The following is an 18,276-nucleotide window of genomic DNA, read 5'->3' as shown; positions in this document are numbered from 1 at the left end:
CGGAAGGCCCCCTCGCTAGGGATTGTTCGGCGTCACCGCCGACGGAGTCGAAGTCTGCCCGTGGTGCCTGTGCTTGCTCCAGGACTGACTCGTCGACGGCGTGACCGACGGGCTCGGCGAAGCTTCTGAGGGCGTGGTGGCCGCCGCGGTGGTCGGAGTCGACCACGCCGACGGCGTGTTCGCCGGGGGTGGCAGCGTCGCGTTCGGGTTGCGCGATTGGACCCGGACATTCAACAGCTTCAGCTGGTTCGTCAGCTCCTGTTTGCTGGCCGGGTCGTCGATCGACTGGACCAGGCTGTTCACCTCGGTGAGCTGGTTTTGGGCGCGGTCCCATTCACCCCGGTCGATCGATTCCTGCACCTTGGCGAGGTCGGCCTTGGCCGACAGCATGACCTGATTCTTCTCCTTGACCCGCGGCTGGTCGAAGAACATCGCGTGCAGCCCGTGCAGCGGGGTCCCGGGACGAGCCTCGACCACCATCGCGCCGAAGCCGCTCATCACCAACAGCGCCGCGGCGACCGATCCGAGCGTCGCCAGGCCGCGCCGGCCGCGGCGACGCTCGGCCAATCCGGTGCGCAGCGCGTCGACGGCCTCCTCGGCCGACACCAGCGCGCTGGCCGGTGGCCACCGCAGGTTGTCGCGCCAGTCCTCCAGCAAGGTGGCCATCGCGTCCATGTCGGGGTCACCGACGTGCACGGGCCGCCGCTCGGCGAGCGCGTCGAGAAGCAGATCGGTGTGGGCGAATTCGTCCAGGGATTCAGGCACAGTCACCTGCCGCGATCATTTCGGACTTCAGCCGGGACAGCGCACGGTGCTGGGCCACCCGGACCGCTCCCGTGGTGCTGCCGACGGCGGACGCGGTCTCCTCGGCGGACAGGCCGACGACGACACGCAGGATCAGGATCTCCCGCTGCTTGGCGGGCAGGATTTCGAGCAGCTCGCTCATCCGGCTGACCGAATCGGCTTCGATGGCCCGCTGTTCCGGGCCCGCGTCGGACGACCAACGCTCGGGGATGATCTCGGTGGGATAGGAGAGGTCGCGGCCCGCGGCCCGATGGGCGTCCGCGACCTTGTGCGCCGCGATGCCGTACAGGAAGGCCAGAAACGGACGCCCTCGGTCCCGGTAACGCGGCAGCGCCGTGATGGTCGCCAAGCACACCTCCTGTGCCACGTCATCCGCTGACAGGCCGCCCCGCTCGACTGTCCCGACTCGCGCGCGGCAATATCGCACGACAATCGGACGGATGGTCTCCAGCACCTCCCGTAGTGCGTTACTGTCCCCCGCCACGGCCTTGGCCACCACAGCGTCGAGACGATCCCCTTGAATTGTCATCGACGGCGGTATCTCCAACGTTACGAACCGGACACATCGCGGGCTAACCGGGCTAACTTACGAATTGACAATAACGGCCGGGAGGCCATTTCAAGCGGAACGCCACGTCGCACCGGCGCGCCGCACTTGGCCTGCGGAGACATCGCGAATTTCGCGGAGCTGTTGTGCCGAAAAGGTGAAACTGCCCAGATCAATCAGCAAGCACGCCAACGCCCAACGAAGCGGGACCAGCCCGAGCCGGCCGGCGGTGTCCAGCGCCGCCTCCGCCGCCGCCCGTGCGCGTTCGACGGCCCCGGCGCTGCAGAAGGCGGCGGCCAATACCACCTCGCTCTTGACCGCGTGCCGCGCCGACGGCACGGCCATGGCACCCGCCAGGTCCACCGCTTCTTTCGCATGGCGGATGGCGATTTCGCCGTCGCCGCGGGCCATCGCCAACTCGGCGGCCACCCACCCGCGGCGCACCGGCAGCCGGTCGGGCACCGGCCCGGCCCTCAGCTCGGAGTCCGCGCGGGCCAACAGCGTCGCCGCGGCCGCGAAGCGGCCGACGCCCAGCGCGTCGGCCGCCAGCCCGATCAGGGCGTCGGCGCGCGCCTCGGCGCCGTCGTCGTCCCTGCCGGCCAACGCCAAGGCGCGCCCGTCCCAGCCGCGCGCCGGTGCGTGCCAACCGAGTTGGCGCAGAAACGATCCCTGCGTGCTATGGGCCAGGGAGGCGAGCCGGCCGGCGGGGACGTCGCGCCGCAGCGCCGCCAGATCGCGGTAGGCGCTGCCGTAGCGACCCTGCCCGCCCGCCGCGACGGCGCGCAGCCATAAGCCCTCCGGCGTGCCCGCCGTGGGCAGCGGCCAGGTATCGGGCCGATCGCCGAAGGCGGCGGCGGCCAACTGCCCGCCAATCACGGAAGTGTGACGAGTTTCAATCATGGCGATAGCAGTAAACAGTTTGTGCTGTTCGCGTTACCGAACTGTTAATCACAATAGGTCCTGTATTAATCGCGGACGACCCTCCCCCGGCGCGTGAGCTGGGAAATCTTGTTGCCGCCAAGCGGCCGGTAGCACGGTGCGTGTTTCGCCAATGGGCAGCAGATGAACGCGGCGTTAATTCTTTTATAACCATTACATACTTTGCCGGGCTAAGTGGCTATTGACGCAAATTCACCGCCCGCCCTAACGTCTATGCATGACGGGTAGTCATCGGTGACACCACTTCAATTCAGTTGCACATCGCTTTTCGGACGCTTCGCGAACCTGACCTTACTGGGCGTGCCGTGCAGAGAGGGAAACACCAATGCCACAGCCGGAGCAGCTACCTGGACCCAACGCCGACATCTGGAACTGGCAACTGCAAGGCTTGTGCCGCGGCGTCGACTCGTCGATGTTCTTCCATCCCGACGGTGAGCGCGGCCGCGCCCGCATGCAGCGCGAGCAGCGTGCCAAAGAGATGTGCCGGCAGTGCCCGGTAATTCAGGAGTGCCGTTCCCACGCGCTCGAAGTCGGTGAGCCCTATGGGGTCTGGGGCGGCTTGTCCGAATCGGAGCGCGACTTGTTGCTGAAGGGCGACATCGGCCGCACGCGCGGCATCCGCCGCTCGGCCTGAGTTTCGGCCCGACGAGCCGGCCGCTCAGGCGGCACCGGTTTCAACGGCGCCGATTTCGGGTACGACCGGCGCATGAAAAAGGGCGTATCCTTCGCGGCCGCGGCGCTTGCGGCTGCCATCGCACCGTTGGCAGCATGCGCAAACCAACAGGGTGGCCAATCCACCACGTCGACGTCATCCAGCGCGCCCCCGGGCACGGAGCGGATGACCACGCAGTTGAAGAGCACCGACGGTAACCAGGTCGGCACCGCCACCATCGATTTCGCGAACGGGTACGCAACCGTGACCGTTGAGGCCGGACCCAACCAGGTCCTGAGCCCGGGTTTCCACGGGTTGCAGATCCACTCGGTCGGCAAATGCGACGGGGACTTCAATTCCGCCGGCAGCGTCTACCAGGCGCCGAATCACACGGGATTTCCGGCCAGCGGCGACCTGACCGCACTGCAGGTACGCAACGACGGCTCGGCGAAACTCGTCACCACCACCAACCTGTTCAACGCCTCGGACCTGAGGAGCAGCTCGGGCACCGCGCTGATCGTCCACCAGACGGCGGACAACCTGAGCGGGCCTTCGACCGGTGAGTCGGGCAAGCGGGTGGCGTGCGGTGTGCTGGCCGCGGCGGCCGCGACGACGACCTCGTCCACGTCGACGACGACCAGCGTCACGACGATCACGACGACGACCGAAGTGCCGCCGCCGTCCACCAGCACCAGCACCGTCACCGTCACCAGCAGCCCGGCGTACACGTCCGCTCCGACCACGACGGTGACCACGCCGCCGAGCCTTCCGCCCGGCACCCGCTGACGCGCCGTCGTCGCGGACGGGGCCGCCACGACACATAAAACTCTGCGACGACGAGAACGCCCGCAGCGGTTTATGTCCCGACGAACAAACTCGATCGCCGGCGGGCGCGCGCACCCTAACCTTCTGACATGCAGACGGTACTGTTCACCCTCGGGTTGGTCCTGTTCCTGATCGGCCTGCTCACCGGATTCGCCGTCCCGGCGCTGAAGAACCCGCGGATGGCGCTGTCGAGCCACCTCGAGGCCGTTTTGAACGGCATGTTCCTGGTGCTGCTCGGCCTGCTCTGGCCCCACCTCCACCTGCCCAACGCGTGGGGAGTTACAGCGGTCGGACTGATCGTGTACGCCGGCTACGCGAACTGGTTGGCGACGCTGCTGGCGGCGGCTTGGGGCGCCGGCCGCCGACTCGCACCCATCGCGGCGGCCGACCACGAGGCCTCGGTGGCAAAAGAGCGGACCGTCAGCTTTCTGTTGGTGTCACTCGGGCTGGCGATCGTGGTCGGCGTGGGCATCGTCATCGCGGGGCTGTGACGCCGCCCCACCCCCCAGACCGGACGTCGAGTCAGCTCGCGCCCGCCGCGATCGCCTCGTCCACCTCGAGGGCCCGGGCGGCCATCTCGGCGTGCGCCTTGTCCAGCGCCTCGGCCTGATCTTCGTCGGCCTTCATCAGCGCCTCGATGTTGAAGCCGGCCATGTCGAGGACGCCCATGTCCCGGAAGGCCTGCTGGACCTTGTCGCCCCACAACCCGATGTCCTTGACGATCGGCACGATGCGGCTGAACAGGTGCGAGCGGAACTGGATCATCAGCGGCGACGTGTCGACCCACTCGGCACACGCTTTGACGTCCATGCCGAGGGTCTCGAAGACCTCCTCGCCGCGGAAGCGGTCGCGCATCAGGTAACAGGCGTCCACGACGAACTCTTCACGCTCGTCGCGCTCGGACTCGGTCAGTGCGGAGTAGTAGTCCTTCAGCGAGATCCGGCCGAAGGCGACGTGCCTGGCCTCGTCCTGCATGACGTAGGCCAGCACCTGCTTCGCGAGCGAGTCCGGCGCCGCCATGTCGCGCAGCACCCCAAAGGCCGCGAGTGCGAGTCCTTCGATGAGGACCTGCATGCCGAGATATGGCATGTCCCAGCGGGAATCGCGCAGGGTGTCGTCCAGCAGGGCGGTCAGGTGCTTGTTGATGGGGTAGACCACGTCGACCTTCTCCTGCAGGAACCGCGAGAAGGCCTCGACGTGCCGGGCCTCGTCCATGGTCTGGGTGGCCGCGTAGAACTTCGCGTCCAGGTCCGGGACGACCTCGACGATCTTGGCCGCGCACACCATCGCCCCCTGCTCGCCGTGCAGGAATTGGGAGAGCTGCCAGGCCTGGAAGTGCTGGCGCATCTCGGCGCGACGTGCTTCGTCTGCGGCGTCCCACATCGGGCTGCCGAATAGCGGATGGAACTCGACGGGCAGTTCGATCGGGTTCATCGGGTCGACGTCTTGCGTCCAGTCGATGCGCGACTGGGCGTCCCACTGCTTGTCCTTCCCCTTTTGGTAGAGGGAGAGGAGCCGGGCGCGCCCGTCGTCGTATTCCCATGTGAAGCGCGCGTCGCCGGCACTGGGGACCTCCCACGAGTACGGCGTGGGCACCTCCGTGTACTTGTCTCGTGTCGTCATGCGCTCCGCCTCTCTACCTGGGGTGACCAGTGGTCATATGACAGATATCACACTGCACCGCGCGGCAGCGCGTCAAGCCTGACGTTCGTTGGGGTTCGATCCATCGGTAGCCAGTAACTACCTCGCTAGGGGCACATGAAACTGATCGGCGGGCAATGCCTGATCGTGATCGCCTCGATCGGAGGGTTGTCGCCGTCCCAAATTGAGGTCGGCCGGCCTTGCATGGTGACGTTGCCCATCCCGTATTGGGTCGGGTACCACGTGTGGCAGACATTCCAGTCCCAGTCGATGTACTGGTTCACGACGTAGGGCATCTGCTTCGGGTTGCCCGGGCACCAGCGGTGCGGTTCCATCGTGTCCGCGTGAGCGATGCCCACACCCCACCCGGTTAGCGCGGTACCCCCCGCCAGCAGTGCGGCAGCGGTGAGTCGCTTCGTCATGTGGGCAAGCAGCATGATGGCCGTCCTTTCTGGTGCCTTCGTGGCAACCAGTGCACAAGCCCCACCTCGCTACCGATCCCAACAAACCGAATCCGAGGAATCAACACCCATCGAGAAGTGGTACGACCACCCCACGAACTCACGCGGCGCGTCATGGATGAAAACTGACGCAACGCCGCCCGTGCGAAAACACCCCCGACCATCAGGCCGGAGGTGTTTTGTGTTGCTCGCTCAGTGATGGTGGTGATGCCCGTGCCCGTGTCCCTGGTCGTCCTCCTGGCGTAACAACGCCGAGGGGGCCCGGTTCAACCACCGGGCCTCCTCCGCCATCCAACATCTATGGCGCTAGAGGGCTACGCGAGCGCCCCCCGAGAACATCGAGTCGTGGAACTCGATCGCTTCCGGCACCGCGCCCTGTGGGATGTCGAACGTCACGGTGCCCTCGAGCCCGAGGCCGGGGTTGATGTCGGACATCCAGGTGTTGTCGCTGAGCGAGGTCGTCGCGTCGTACTTCTTGCCGTTGACGATCAGCTTCTGGTTGGACGCCGAGAAGTTCTGCGCCCGGTCGCCGATGTTGGTCACGCGGATGTTGACGGTGAAGAACTCACCCTTGGCGTGCTGCGGGGGGTAACCCTCCTTGGTAGCTGACCGCTCGGGGGCACCCAGCACCTGGAACTCGAACTTGCCGTCCCGCACCGCGGATCCAGCGGGAGCCCCGGCATCCCCAGCGGGCTTCGCCGGGGCGGTGGAGTTGGCCGCTGAGGGGACCGACGCGGCGGTGTTCGCAGACTGCTTGTCGTGGCCGTTGGTGCTAGCGAAGGCGATCAGGAGCACCGCTACGGTCACAGCGGGTACGAGCCACTTGGCCCTGTTGGACTTCTTCTCGGGGACCTGGACAACGCCGGATGGCGGTGCGGGAAAGGGCGCGTAGTTCTCGGTCCACGCATTGCCGTCGAAGTACCGCTGGCGGCTCGGATCAGATGGATCGGGATACCAACCCGCTCTTGGCTGCGTCATCAAAAACCCCTCTATTTAGCTGCGCTACCCATAGGTCGGTGACAGTTAACCACAGCGTCAATAAAGGCGCGGAGGAACCACATCGCGACTTACCCAACTGCCGCAAAAGCGGTGTCGCTGCCGAGTGACAAGCTGCTCACTCCGTAACCGGTACCTCCGCTATCCACTTGCTAGCCGGTACATCTGACGGAGGTATGTAGACGTACGGCGGGACCAGATGGCCGATGCAGGTGATGCCGCTCTCTTCGAGCTCTTCGTAGCTGACCACGCGATCTTCTTCGTTGTCGTCCTGGTCATGGCCGTATCGCATAAGCGCATCGTCACAGCTCAGGCCGACAGGCACAAGAGGTGCATTAGCTGGCATGAAGTGTCCTGCAAAGGGGAACTGATCAGGTGACGGTCTTCGCGGAGGTCACCAAGACCGACTCGGACGGCAACAAGATCACAACCCCCGGCACGATCGGAGTCGTCTGCCGTGCTGTTGTGCAACCGCTGTCGTCCTCGGAGGACGACCGAGCACAACTTCGAAGTATCGCCTTCGGTTGGTGGGTACTCCGGTCTGCTCGGCGCACAGAGCGCCGTGGAGTGGAACGGCAAGCGGTACGCCATCGAAGGTGACGCTCGGATATACAACGGCTCCCGCCGTACGGCTCACGTCGAGTACCTCATAGCTCGGAGATGACTAGCTTGCGCCGATCGGAAAACGCGCATCGGGGTTTCGATCTCCTGGACCGATGTGTAATAAGTCTGTTCACCAGGTTCCCCGATAAACTGAGTCGTTAACAGTTCAACTCTGGAAATCGTCGTGTGGCTTACCTCGCGTTGACCGCAGACGAAAACACCCCCGGCTCTCGGGGCCGGGGGTATCTCGTTCAGCTCACTCAGTGGTGGTGGTGATGACCGTGGCCGTGGTCGTCGTGCTCGTCGGCAGGCTTGTCTACAATCGCCGTCTCGGTGGTCAGCACCATCCGGGCTACCGACGCCGCGTTGAGCACCGCGGACCGGGTCACCTTGACGGGATCGATCACGCCGTCGGCGATCAGGTCACCGTAGGTGAGCTTCTCGGCGTTGAGCCCGTGGCCGGCCGGCAACTCGCCGACCTTGTTCACCGCGACCGCACCGTCCAGGCCGGCGTTGGTGGCGATCCAGTACAGCGGTGCCGCAAGCGCCTCGGCGAACACGTCGACCCCCGCCGCCTGGTCACCCGACAGCGACCCGCGCAGGTCCTTCAGCGCTTTGCGCGCTGCGATGAGGGCCGACCCGCCGCCCGCGACGATGCCCTCCTCGACGGCGGCTTTGGCGGCCGCCACCGCGTCCTCGACGCTTTCCTTGCGCTCCTTGAGGGCCGTCTCGGTGGCGGCACCCACCTTCAGCACGGCCACGCCGCCGGCCAGCTTGGCCAGCCGCTCCTGCAGCTTCTCGCGGTCCCAATCGGAATCGCTCTTCTCGATCTCGGCGCGTAGCTGCTTGATCCGGTCGGCAACCGCATCCTTCGAACCACCCCCGTCGACGATGATGGTGTCGTCCTTGCTGACCACCACGCGACGGGCGGAGCCGAGCACATCGGTGCCCACCTCCCGCAGCAGCAGGCCGGCGTCGGGGTTGATCACCTGGCCGCCGGTGACCACCGCCAGGTCCTCGAGGAACGCCTTGCGCCGGTCGCCGAAGAACGGCGCCTTCACGGCAACCGCCTTGAGCGTCTTGCGAATCGAGTTGACCACCAGCGTCGCCAGGGCTTCACCCTCGACGTCCTCGGCGATGATCAGCAGCGGCTTCCCCGACTCGGCGACCTTCTCCAGCATGGGCAGCAGGTCGGGCAGCGAGCTGATCTTCTCCTGGTGCAACAGGATCAGCGGGTCGTCCAGCACGGCTTCCTGCGAATCGAAATCGGTTACGAAATACGCCGACAGGAAACCCTTGTCGAAACCGACGCCCTCGGTGAACTCCAGCTCGGTGCTCAGCGTCGACGATTCTTCGACGCTGACCACGCCGTCGGTGCCGACCTTGGTCATGGCCTCGCCGACCAGCTCGCCGAGGTGCTGGTCGCGCGACGACACCGTCGCCACCTGAGCAATCCCGTCCTTGCCGGAAACCGGGGTGGCCGCCGCCAGCAGCGCCTCGGACGCCGCGTCGGCCGCCTTGGAGATCCCAAGGCCGAGCTCAATCGGGTTGGCGCCGGCCGCAACCAGGCGCAGCCCGCCCTTGACCAGCGCCTGCGCCAGCACGGTCGCGGTCGTGGTGCCGTCGCCCGCCACGTCGTTGGTCTTGGTGGCCACCGACTTGACCAGTTGCGCGCCCAGGTTCTCGAACGGGTCTTCCAGGTCGATCTCACGCGCGACGGTGACGCCGTCGTTGGTTACCGCGGGTCCGCCAAATGCCTTGGCCAGCACCACATGCCGGCCGCGCGGACCCAATGTCACCCGGACCGCGTCGGCCAGCGCGTTGACGCCGGCCTCGATTGCGCGCCGCGCGGTCTCGTCGTACTCAATTACCTTGCTCATCAGGCTCCTTGTTTGAATGGTGGCGACCCGCTTCGCCCGGCTTCGCCGCGCTTGCGAACGCCACTACCCGCTATGGTGGCGACCCGCTTCGCCCGGCTTCGCCGCGCTTGCGAACGCCACTACCCGCTAACGCATGCCGCCCCGGAAATCACCCGCGGCCATGCGCGGGGATCGCCGGGGCGGAACACGGTGCTTACTTCGATACGACGGCCAGCACGTCGCGCGCCGACAGGATCAGGTACTCCTCGCCGTTGTACTTGATCTCGGTGCCGCCGTACTTGCTGTAGATGACGGTGTCGCCTTCCGAGACGTCGAGCGGGATCCGCTTCTCGCCGTCCTCGTCCCAGCGGCCGGGACCGACTGCGACGACGGTGCCTTCCTGCGGCTTCTCCTTGGCGGTGTCAGGAATGACCAGACCGGACGCGGTCGTGGTCTCGGCCTCGTTGGCCTGCACGAGAATCTTGTCCTCGAGTGGCTTGATGTTCACCTTCGCCACGATTGGAGCCCTCCACTAGTTAGATCGGGTCCGGGGCTGGTGCCCCGGAATTATCAAGGGATTCGGCAGTCGTCCGAGCCCGAGCGCCGTCGTCGCGGGTGCCGGCACAGGGTTTGGCCGATTGCCACCTAGCACTCTATACACGAGAGTGCTAGCACTCAAGGGCGCCCCCGTGCGTCCGCGATGTTCGCTACGGGCGATCACCTGACCTGTGCTTTTACCACCGGAAGCCCCGGATCGGTGGGGGCATCCAACGGTGACTGCGGCGCCCCGGCGGCCACCAGGTGCGCGGCGAAGGAAGCGATCATCGCCCCGTTGTCGGTGCAGAGCCGGGGCTTGGGGATCCGCAGCGCCAACCCGGCCGACGCGCACCGCTGCTCGGCCAGCTCCCGCAGCCGCGAATTGGCCGCCACTCCCCCGGCGATCAGCAGCGTCGAGACGCCGAGCCCGGTCGCCGCGCGCACCGCCTTCATGGTCAGCACGTCGGCGACGGCCTCTTGGAATCCGGCGGCGACATCGGCGTTCACCGCGTCCGGGTGACTCTCCAGATAGCGCGCCACGGCCGTTTTGAGCCCGGAGAAGCTGAAGGCGTACGGGTCGTCACGCGGTCCCGTCATCCCGCGCGGGAAGTTGACGGCGTTCCGATCACCGGCACGGGCCAGGTCGTCGAGCACCTTGCCGCCCGGATAGCCCAGCCCCAGCAGCCGGGCCACCTTGTCGTAGGCCTCGCCGGCGGCGTCGTCGACGGTGCTGCCCAACTCGACGATCGGTTCGCCGAGGGACCGCACGTGCAACAGGTGGGTGTGGCCGCCGGACACCAGCAGCGCCACGCACTCCGGCAGCGGCCCATGCTCGTAGACGTCGGCGGCCAGGTGCCCGCCCAGGTGGTTTACGGCGTAGAACGGCACGCCCCACGCGGCCGAATACGCCTTGGCCGCTGCCACTCCCACCAGCAGGGCGCCGGCCAGGCCGGGCCCGATGGTGGCGGCCACGATGTCGGGCTGCCGCAGGCCGGCTGCCGCGAGCGCCCGCCGCATGGTGGGACCGAGCGCCTCCAGGTGCGCCCGCGACGCGATCTCGGGGACCACGCCGCCGAAGCGGACATGTTCGTCGACGCTGGACGCCACCTCGTCCGCCAACAGCGTCACGGTGCCGTCATCATCGAGCCGCGCGATGCCGACTCCCGTTTCGTCACAGGAGGTTTCGATGGCCAGGACGGTCGTCATCGTGCTGCCCGCCGCATCGTGTAGGCGTCGGCCCCGCTCGCCCGGTAGTAGCGCCGGCGCAGGCCGATCTGCTCGAATCCGACGCTGCGGTACAGCGCGATTGCCGCCTCGTTGTCGGTACGCACCTCCAGGAAGACGACGCCGCCGTCGGCGAAGACGAGCAGCTCGTCGAGCAACCGGCGGCCGATCCCCTGACCTTGATAGGCGGTGTCCACACCGATGGTGTGCACCTCGTACTCGAACGGCGGGGTGCGGCCCAGCCGCGAGATGCCCGCATACCCGACGAGCGTGCCGCCGGCCCGGGCGCCGACGTAATGGTTGTGCGGGCTGGCCAATTCCCGGTTGAACGCCGCCGCGGGCCAGGGGTCGTCGCCGTCGAACAGCTGGCGTTCGAGCTCGGCGCAGCGCGCCGCGTCGGCGGGCATCAACGCGCCGAGCGTCACGGGCTCGCCCAGGGCGGTCATCCGCGTGCCGCCATCGGTTTGGCGTCGGGGCGGCGCAGATACAGCGCCACCAAGGGCAGCGGGCGCTGCGACCAATCGGGCACCGCGGCGACCAGCCCGGCCGGTGTGGGATAGATCGGCCCGCGGTGGGGCAGGTCGAACAGCGCCGCATGCTCCTTCGAGCCGGCCACCGCCTGCGCTGGTCCCGGGTCGACGTCGGCGGCGGCGTTGACTCCGGGCCCCTCCATGCGAAATCCGTCGCGATAACGGGCCCAATAGATTTCGCGCCGGCGCGCGTCGGTCACCACCAACGTCTCGCCGGTGGTGCGCACGCCGATGGCGTCCAGGCTGCACACCCCTCGCACCGGGATGCCCAGCGCATGCCCGTAGGCGGCGGCGGTGGCCATCCCGGCCCGCAACCCGGTGAACGGGCCCGGGCCACAGCCCACCACGACGGATTCGAGGTCCCCCACCTTCAGCCCGGCGTCGGCGAGGGCCTCCAGCACGTTCGGGGTGAGCCGTTCGGCGTGCGCGCGGGCGTCGACGGTGACCCGCTCGGCCAGCACGGTCAGATCGTCACGGCGCACGATCCCGGCGGTGACTGCCGGCGTTGAGGTGTCCAGGGCGAGAACGATGCTCATGAACGAATCCACTGCCACGACGCGATGCGCACGTCGGATCCGCTGAGGCGTTCCAGGCGAATGTCGAGGTGCCGCTCGGCGAGGCGTTCGACCAGGCCCTCGCCCCACTCCACGACCACCACCGCGCCGTCGAGATCCGTGTCGAGGTCCAGCGAGTCGAGCTCGCCCAACAGGTCGGCGCCGTTCTGATCCAAGAGCCGGTACATGTCGACGTGGATCATCGCCGGTGCGCCGGGCCGCCGCGGCGGGTGCACCCGCGCCAGCACGTACGACGGTGACGTGACCGGGCCGTCGACGTCCATCGCCGCGGCAATGCCCTTGGCCAGCACCGTCTTTCCCGCGCCGAGCGGACCGGTGAGCACCACCACGTCGCCCGCCCGCAGCCCCTCACCGAGCCGTGCGCCCAGCGCGATGGTGTCCTCGACGTGTTGCAGCGTGGCAGTCCCCTCATCCACGGCGCCGCAGCCGTTCCCGCATCCACCGCACCGCCAGGGCGGTGCGGCCGGGGGTGGCCCGCTTGACCAGCCGGACCAGCCCGTCGTTGATCGCCTCGGGCTTGTCGAGCAGCGCGAGGTGGCTGGCCCCCCGAACGATGACCAGCTCGGACTGCGGCAGCGAGGCCGCCATCTTGCGGGAGTATTCGTCGGGGGTCAGCAGGTCGTGGTCTCCGCAGGCGATGAGAGTCGGGATGCGCAGCAAGGTCCACAGCCCGGCGGTCTCGTCATGGGCCTCCAGAGCGTCCAGGAACTCCACCATGGTGGGGATCGGGGTGCCGTTCATCATTCGCTGCGAGAAGGCGTCCAGGCTCCGGCTGACGTGCAAGTCGCTGAAGGAGGCCGCCCGCAGGACCGGGCCGATCAGCGAGCGCGACACGTTGCGGCCGCGGTGCATCAGCTTCGGCGCGGACCGTGCGGTGAACCGGAACGCTTCCAGCGCCGGGTTTTTCAGGATCTCGCCCAGCGGCGACTCGGCAACGCCTTCCGCCGCAGAGGAAATCAATGCGGCGCCGACGATCCGGCGCCCGTACTGGCCGGGGAATTGGCGAGCGTGCGACAGCACCGTCATGCCGCCCATGGAGTGGCCGACGAGCACGACCATCCCGCGGGGCGCGACCACCTGAAGCACACTTTGAAGGTCCTTACCGAGTTGAGTCAGGGTGTAGCTCTCGGGCGCGGCCTCGTCGGATTGTCCGTGGCCGCGCTGATCGTAGAAGACCATCCGGACGCCCGGGCCCACGTGTTCGGGCAGCCGCGTCCGCTGAAAATGGAAGGCGCCCATCCGAAGACAGAATCCGTGGACGAAGACCATGGTCAACGGCGCGTCGGCCGGGCCGGCTTCCCGGATTGCCAACGACACCCCGTCGGGGGTGGTTACCACGGACCGGCGATCGTCGTGTATCCGCTCGAAATCCTCGTCGGCGTAAGGATCTTCGACGCCGTGGGTGCGCTGGATCATCGAACGGCGGGCGGAGGCTCCGACGATGGTGGCGAGGGCAGTCACCCCCGCCCCTCCCGCAAGCCAGGCCCCCTTCTGGCGCCTGCGGGTTCTTTCACGGCTCAATGTTTTGCGCCTCGCGGTAGGTCCTGGTGACGCGCCCCCGGGGGCTGGTCACCACTTCGTAGTGGATGGTGCCGAGCAGGTCGGCCCAGTCCTGGGCGGTGGGTTCGCCGCTGCTGCCGGGCCCGAACAGGATCGCCTCGTCGCCCTCGGCCACGTCGGTCCGGCCGGGCCCCAGGTCGACGACGAACTGGTCCATGCAGATCCGACCGACCCCGGGCCGCCGCTTGCCGTTGATCAGCACTTCCAATCGTCCTCCCAACGACCGGAAGACGCCGTCGGCGTAGCCGATCGGGAGCAGGGCCAAATTCGTGTCGCGCTCCGCGGTCCAGGTGTGCCCATACGACACACTCTCGCCCGCCTGAATCGACTTCACCAGTGCCACAGGGCATTTCACCGTCATTGCCGGCACCAGCCCCATGTCTCCGAGTTCGGGCACCGGGCTCAGGCCGTACACCGCGATGCCGGGTCGCACCAGGTCGAAGGCCAGATCGGGACGCGACATGGTGGCCGACGAGTTCGCCAGGTGCGCGACCTCGAACCGCACCCCTTGTTCGCGCGCCTGGGCCAGCATGTCGCTAAACCGTTGGGCCTGAAGATCGTTGACGGGGTTGGCCGGCTGATCGGCGAATACCATGTGCGACATCAGTCCGCGCAGCCGAACGGCTTCCTCGGCGACGGCCCGGCGCAGCGCGGCCAGCATCGAGGGGTACTGCGCCGGGTGGACGCCGTTGCGGTTGAGCCCGGTGTCGGCCTTCAACGTGACCGTCGCGGTCCGGCCCGTCCGGCGCGCCGCGTCCAGCAGCTCGTCCAGCTGACGCTCCGAGGAGACGGCGATCTCCACGTCGGCCAGCAGCGCGGGCCCGAAGTCGATGCCGGGCGGGTGCAGCCAGGCCAGCACCGGCGCGGTGATCCCGTCGGCGCGCAACGCCAGCGCCTCGGCGACGGTGGCGACGCCCAACTCGGCCGCCCCGCCGGCCAGCGCCGCCCGCGCGGCCGGGGTAGCCCCGTGGCCGTAGCCGTCGGCCTTGACGACGGCCATCACCTGCGCGCGGCCGGCATGCTCGCACAACGTCCGGACGTTGTGCTCGATGGCGCGCAGGTCCACCACGGCCTCCGCGAGGAGGCCGGGTGTCAGCGATATCGGCGTAACGGCCATGGCGGCCATTGTCCCAGAACCGGTCCGGCAAGCCGACCGTCGAGCCACGAAGCTCACATTCGCCCAGGCCGTCACATCAGTCCCTGTGGTGGCCGACACACAATTTGCCCCACCGTTGAGCGCCGATTCCGCTCAGATCGTCTGGTGTCGCCCGAAGTACTTGTGGTCTTCGCTATAACCGCCGTACCCGCTGCCGATCTCGGAGTAATGGGCCAGAAACTCGATGCCCTTGATCCACTTCACTTGCTTGAAGCCGTGCTGTAACTCGTTGCGCAGCCGCAACGGTGCGCCGTGGCCGTAGCTCAGCGGTTCGTCGTTCATCGTGTAGGCGAGCATGGTCAGGTGGTGGCCCATCTGCTCGATGGGGTGGACGTTGTAGTAGATGCCGCCGGTCGCGCCCAGGCCCATCGAGTAGAACGCCACCCATTGCGCCTCGGGCTTCGGTTTGACGATGTCCATGATGGTCTGCATCGACACCCCGCCCCACTTGGCGACGCCCGACCAGGCCTGGATGCAGAAGTGCTGGGTGATCTGCTCGTGGTAGGGCAGCGCCTTCAACTCGTCGAGTGAGAACTCCCTCGGATGCGCGACGAGGCCGGTGACCCGCAGCCGCCAATCGCGAAAGCCGTTGCGCTCCAACTCCTTGTACTCGACGCTGTCCGGCAGCCGGCCGTTGTGCCAGAAGTACGGCGAGATGTCCTTTTCGGTGAAGGCGCCCGGTTCGGGATTCATCCGCTCCAGCAGGCGTTGCAGCGGCCCCACCAGGGCGTCCCCCACCCGCTGCACGACACGGGGATGCCGGATGGTGACGGGGGTGGCCGCCACCCAGCCGACCGCAGTCACCACCATGGCCACACAAAAGACGGCGAAACCGATCCAGCCGGTGTCGTCGCGGTTGGCGAACATGTGGTTGAGGTTGCGCAGCGCCTCGGTGGCAAAGACCAGGGTGACGTGCACCAGGATGAAGAAGAGGAAGAACACCAGCACCAGGAAGTGCAGCGAGCGCGCGGCCTGAATGCTCAATCGCTTGCTGATCACGGTCAGCCGCATCGACAGCGCCGGGGACATCCCCAACCCGGTGATCAGCGCCGCCGGCGCCGCGATGAACACCACCGTGAAGTAGGCCAGCAACTGCAAACCGTTGTAGGCGATCCACCCGTTGTCGTTGGCCGGCCAGTCGAGCGACAGGTACTGGATCGCCACCGACGCGGCGTTGGGGAAGACGTCCCAACTCATCGGTACCAGGTGGCGCCATTGCCCGGTGGCGAAGAGCAGCACGTAGAAGACCAGCCCGTTGACCAGCCAGAGCACGTCGGTGCCCAGGTGCCACCAGCGGGCCAGCCCGATCGAGTGCCGGAAGCCGGGCAGCCCGAACTGCCCGGGCAGGGCGACCGTGTCGTCGTTGGCGGTCCAATACCCCTCCGGCACCGGCGGTCCCACCCGCACCCACTCGTCCTTGCCGGGCGTGCAGTTGCGGCTGAAGTACAGCCGCGGGTGGTCGCACAGGATCTGGATCCCCGACCGGATGATGAAGGTCATCAGGAACAGGTTGAAGAAGTGCGTCCAGCCCTCCCAGGCGTGCATGCCGCGCGGGACGCCGCGGCTGTCGGTGCCCGGGTAGCGCTGGATGAACGCCTGCACCGCCGGCATGTTGTGCAAGCCCTTGCCGATCGCCACCGCCGCCACCAGGAGCGCGAAGCCGATGGGCAGCAGCCACAGCAGGTTGAACCATTTGTCCCGGCCCACCCGCAGCTTCGGCGCGGTCGCGCGTCTGGTCAGATCGAACCCGCCGCCGTAGGTCTTCAGGTCGATCTGGTCGTGGGCGGGATGGATTTCGGCGCTGTATGACTCCAGCGCCAGTTCGACCAGTTCCACCTCTTTGAGTTCCGTGGATCCGCCCGACGCCTCCCCGGTCCCGGGCCAGTTGATCTGCTGTACCGAATGCTTGCCGCTGCCCGCGCTGCTCATGCGAGTGCGCTTACCCCACGGCCGGGCTGCGAAACCGGCCTAGTGCGCGAAGTGCTGCGCGGCGTAGTGGCCGCCGGGTTTCAGCTTGTCCAGCGAGGTCAGCGCCGAGACGGCGTCGTCGTGCAGTGCGCGGGCCAGGTCGGCCGACAGCCCTTCGCGCACCACGACGCGCAGCACCGAGACGTTGGTGGCGTTGTCCGGCATGGTGTACGCGGGCACCTGCCAGCCGTACGTGCGCAACTCGTGCGAGACGTCGAACTCGGTGTAGCCGCGGTCCCCGGCGAGCCGGAAGGCGACCACCGGTATCGCCGAACCGTCCGAGATGAGCTCGCAGTGGTCGCTGACCCGCAGTTGCTCGCCCAGCCACCGCGCCGTCCCGGACAGCGCCTGCATCACCTTGGCGTAGCCGTCGCGGCCCAGCCGCAGGAAGTTGTAGTACTGGCCCACCACCTGGTTGCCGGGGCGGGAGAAGTTCAGCGTGAAGGTCGGCATGTCGCCGCCGAGGTAGTTGACCCGGAATACCAGCTCGTCGGGCAGGTGTTCCTTGCTGCGCCACACCACGAACCCGACGCCGGGGTAGGTCAGGCCGTACTTGTGGCCGCTGACGTTGATCGACACCACCCGGGGCAGCCGGAAATCCCACTTCAGTTCGGGGTGCAGGAAGGGCACCACGAATCCGCCGCTGGCGGCATCGACGTGCACCGGGACGTCCACCCCGCCGCCGGCCGCCAGCTTGTCCAGCGCGCCGCAGATCTCGGCGACCGGTTCCAGTTCACCGGTGTACGTGGTGCCCAGGATCGCCACCACGCCGATGGTGTCCTCGTCGACAGCGTCGACGACCTGTTCCGGCGTGATGACGTAGCGGCCCTCCTCCATCGGCAGATAGCGGGGCTCGACGTCGAAGTAGCGGCAGAACTTCTCCCACACCACCTGCACGTTGGAGCCCATCACCAGGTTGGGGGTGCGGCCCTTCCAGTCTCCCCCTTTTTTGGAGCCGACTTTCTGGCGCCACCGCCACTTCATGGCCAGCCCGCCCAGCATGACCGCCTCGCTGGAGCCGATCGTGGACACCCCGCACGCGCTGTAGGGGTCGGCGTCGTTCAAATCCTCGGCGTGGAACAGGTCGGCCACCATGCACACGCAGCGCTGCTCGATGGCCGCGGTCGCCGGGTACTCGTCCTTGTCGATCATGTTCTTGTCGAACGTCTCGGCCATCAGCCGGCCCGCCTCGGGGTCCATCCACGTGGTGACGAAGGTGGCCAGATTCAGCCGCGAGCTGCCGTCGAGCATCAGCTCGTCGTGAATGAAGCGGTAGGCGGCCTCGGGGTCCATCGACTCGTCGGGCATCCGCAGTGCGGGTACCGGCGCGGTGAACAGGCGCCCGGTGTAGGCGGGCGCGATGGCGTGGGCCGGCAGGGACGGATGTTGGGGCACTGCG

20 protein-coding genes are annotated in these 18,276 nt (G+C 67.4%); 3 read left to right on the top strand and 17 right to left on the bottom strand.

What is annotated here, in order from left to right; all coding sequences use genetic code 11:
• Nucleotides 1-15 precede the first annotated feature (15 nt).
• The 3 genes from A5678_RS23655 to A5678_RS23645 all read right to left on the bottom strand — a co-directional run bounded on the left by A5678_RS23655 (nucleotide 16) and on the right by A5678_RS23645 (nucleotide 2,251).
• Entirely contained in the window at nucleotides 16-771 is a 756-nt protein-coding gene (locus A5678_RS23655; protein WP_231983744.1) for an anti-sigma-D factor RsdA, read from the bottom strand.
• The gene (locus A5678_RS23650) at nucleotides 758-1,333 is read right to left on the bottom strand and encodes a sigma-70 family RNA polymerase sigma factor (RefSeq protein WP_068047685.1); all 576 of its coding nucleotides are present in this window, start codon (nucleotides 1,331-1,333) and stop codon (nucleotides 758-760) included. The genes A5678_RS23655 and A5678_RS23650 overlap by 14 nt, the downstream gene beginning before the upstream one ends.
• Before the next feature lie 90 nt (nucleotides 1,334-1,423).
• The gene (locus A5678_RS23645; RefSeq protein ID WP_068047682.1) at nucleotides 1,424-2,251 is read right to left on the bottom strand and encodes a hypothetical protein; all 828 of its coding nucleotides are present in this window, start codon (nucleotides 2,249-2,251) and stop codon (nucleotides 1,424-1,426) included.
• 364 nt (nucleotides 2,252-2,615) lie between these two features.
• Here A5678_RS23645 and A5678_RS23640 point away from each other — a divergent pair, with 364 nt between their 5' ends.
• The 3 genes from A5678_RS23640 to A5678_RS23630 all read left to right on the top strand — a co-directional run bounded on the left by A5678_RS23640 (nucleotide 2,616) and on the right by A5678_RS23630 (nucleotide 4,258).
• Entirely contained in the window at nucleotides 2,616-2,924 is a 309-nt protein-coding gene (locus A5678_RS23640) for a WhiB family transcriptional regulator (protein ID WP_046184677.1), read from the top strand.
• 72 nt (nucleotides 2,925-2,996) lie between these two features.
• Complete coding sequence (locus A5678_RS23635) at nucleotides 2,997-3,728, top strand: superoxide dismutase family protein (protein WP_068047679.1); 732 nt, start codon at nucleotides 2,997-2,999, stop codon at nucleotides 3,726-3,728.
• Nucleotides 3,729-3,856: 128 nt separating this feature from the next.
• Nucleotides 3,857-4,258: a hydrogenase gene (locus A5678_RS23630; RefSeq protein WP_068047676.1), complete on the top strand. Its 402-nt coding sequence runs from the start codon at nucleotides 3,857-3,859 to the stop codon at nucleotides 4,256-4,258.
• A gap of 31 nt (nucleotides 4,259-4,289) precedes the next feature.
• Here A5678_RS23630 and A5678_RS23625 read toward each other — a convergent pair whose 3' ends face one another.
• The 14 genes from A5678_RS23625 to A5678_RS23560 all read right to left on the bottom strand — a co-directional run bounded on the left by A5678_RS23625 (nucleotide 4,290) and on the right by A5678_RS23560 (nucleotide 18,272).
• On the bottom strand, nucleotides 4,290-5,390 hold the full coding sequence (locus A5678_RS23625; protein WP_068047673.1) for a ferritin-like domain-containing protein: 1,101 nt from the start codon (nucleotides 5,388-5,390) through the stop codon (nucleotides 4,290-4,292).
• 125 nt (nucleotides 5,391-5,515) lie between these two features.
• The gene (locus tag A5678_RS23620) at nucleotides 5,516-5,845 is read right to left on the bottom strand and encodes a hypothetical protein (RefSeq protein WP_068047670.1); all 330 of its coding nucleotides are present in this window, start codon (nucleotides 5,843-5,845) and stop codon (nucleotides 5,516-5,518) included.
• A 330-nt stretch (nucleotides 5,846-6,175) separates the two neighbouring features.
• Nucleotides 6,176-6,847, bottom strand: coding sequence for a DUF4352 domain-containing protein (locus A5678_RS23615; protein WP_082945712.1), 672 nt, complete (start codon nucleotides 6,845-6,847; stop codon nucleotides 6,176-6,178).
• A gap of 136 nt (nucleotides 6,848-6,983) precedes the next feature.
• Entirely contained in the window at nucleotides 6,984-7,157 is a 174-nt protein-coding gene (locus tag A5678_RS27345) for a hypothetical protein (RefSeq protein WP_156747054.1), read from the bottom strand.
• Between the two features lie 571 nt (nucleotides 7,158-7,728).
• Nucleotides 7,729-9,348, bottom strand: coding sequence for a chaperonin GroEL (gene groL / locus A5678_RS23605; RefSeq protein ID WP_068047664.1), 1,620 nt, complete (start codon nucleotides 9,346-9,348; stop codon nucleotides 7,729-7,731).
• Between the two features lie 193 nt (nucleotides 9,349-9,541).
• Nucleotides 9,542-9,844, bottom strand: coding sequence for a co-chaperone GroES (gene groES / locus A5678_RS23600; protein WP_007167930.1), 303 nt, complete (start codon nucleotides 9,842-9,844; stop codon nucleotides 9,542-9,544).
• Nucleotides 9,845-10,044: 200 nt separating this feature from the next.
• Nucleotides 10,045-11,070 carry a tRNA (adenosine(37)-N6)-threonylcarbamoyltransferase complex transferase subunit TsaD gene (tsaD, locus tag A5678_RS23595; protein WP_068047661.1) on the bottom strand — a complete coding sequence of 342 codons (1,026 nt, stop codon included), beginning with the start codon at nucleotides 11,068-11,070 and terminating at the stop codon, nucleotides 10,045-10,047.
• A complete protein-coding gene (rimI, locus tag A5678_RS23590; protein ID WP_068047658.1) occupies nucleotides 11,067-11,534 on the bottom strand; it encodes a ribosomal protein S18-alanine N-acetyltransferase in 468 nt (155 codons plus the stop codon). The genes tsaD and rimI overlap by 4 nt, the downstream gene beginning before the upstream one ends.
• Entirely contained in the window at nucleotides 11,531-12,154 is a 624-nt protein-coding gene (gene tsaB / locus A5678_RS23585; protein ID WP_068047654.1) for a tRNA (adenosine(37)-N6)-threonylcarbamoyltransferase complex dimerization subunit type 1 TsaB, read from the bottom strand. Before tsaB ends, rimI begins: the two co-directional genes overlap by 4 nt.
• A complete protein-coding gene (gene tsaE / locus A5678_RS23580) occupies nucleotides 12,151-12,609 on the bottom strand; it encodes a tRNA (adenosine(37)-N6)-threonylcarbamoyltransferase complex ATPase subunit type 1 TsaE (RefSeq protein ID WP_068047651.1) in 459 nt (152 codons plus the stop codon). The genes tsaB and tsaE overlap by 4 nt, the downstream gene beginning before the upstream one ends.
• Nucleotides 12,602-13,654 carry an alpha/beta fold hydrolase gene (locus A5678_RS23575; RefSeq protein ID WP_197502235.1) on the bottom strand — a complete coding sequence of 351 codons (1,053 nt, stop codon included), beginning with the start codon at nucleotides 13,652-13,654 and terminating at the stop codon, nucleotides 12,602-12,604. Before A5678_RS23575 ends, tsaE begins: the two co-directional genes overlap by 8 nt.
• Nucleotides 13,655-13,703: 49 nt before the next feature.
• Nucleotides 13,704-14,870: an alanine racemase gene (alr, locus tag A5678_RS23570; RefSeq protein ID WP_068047768.1), complete on the bottom strand. Its 1,167-nt coding sequence runs from the start codon at nucleotides 14,868-14,870 to the stop codon at nucleotides 13,704-13,706.
• 132 nt (nucleotides 14,871-15,002) lie between these two features.
• The gene (locus A5678_RS23565; RefSeq protein WP_082945710.1) at nucleotides 15,003-16,838 is read right to left on the bottom strand and encodes a molybdopterin-dependent oxidoreductase; all 1,836 of its coding nucleotides are present in this window, start codon (nucleotides 16,836-16,838) and stop codon (nucleotides 15,003-15,005) included.
• Nucleotides 16,839-16,877: 39 nt separating this feature from the next.
• The gene (locus A5678_RS23560) at nucleotides 16,878-18,272 is read right to left on the bottom strand and encodes a glutamate decarboxylase (protein WP_068047645.1); all 1,395 of its coding nucleotides are present in this window, start codon (nucleotides 18,270-18,272) and stop codon (nucleotides 16,878-16,880) included.
• Nucleotides 18,273-18,276 lie beyond the last annotated feature (4 nt).

The organism is Mycobacterium sp. E2733, assembly GCF_001667585.1.
Lineage (GTDB): Bacteria > Actinomycetota > Actinomycetes > Mycobacteriales > Mycobacteriaceae > Mycobacterium.
Note: the sequence above shows the minus strand (reverse complement) of the source record. Positions and strands in the feature narration are given on the sequence as shown.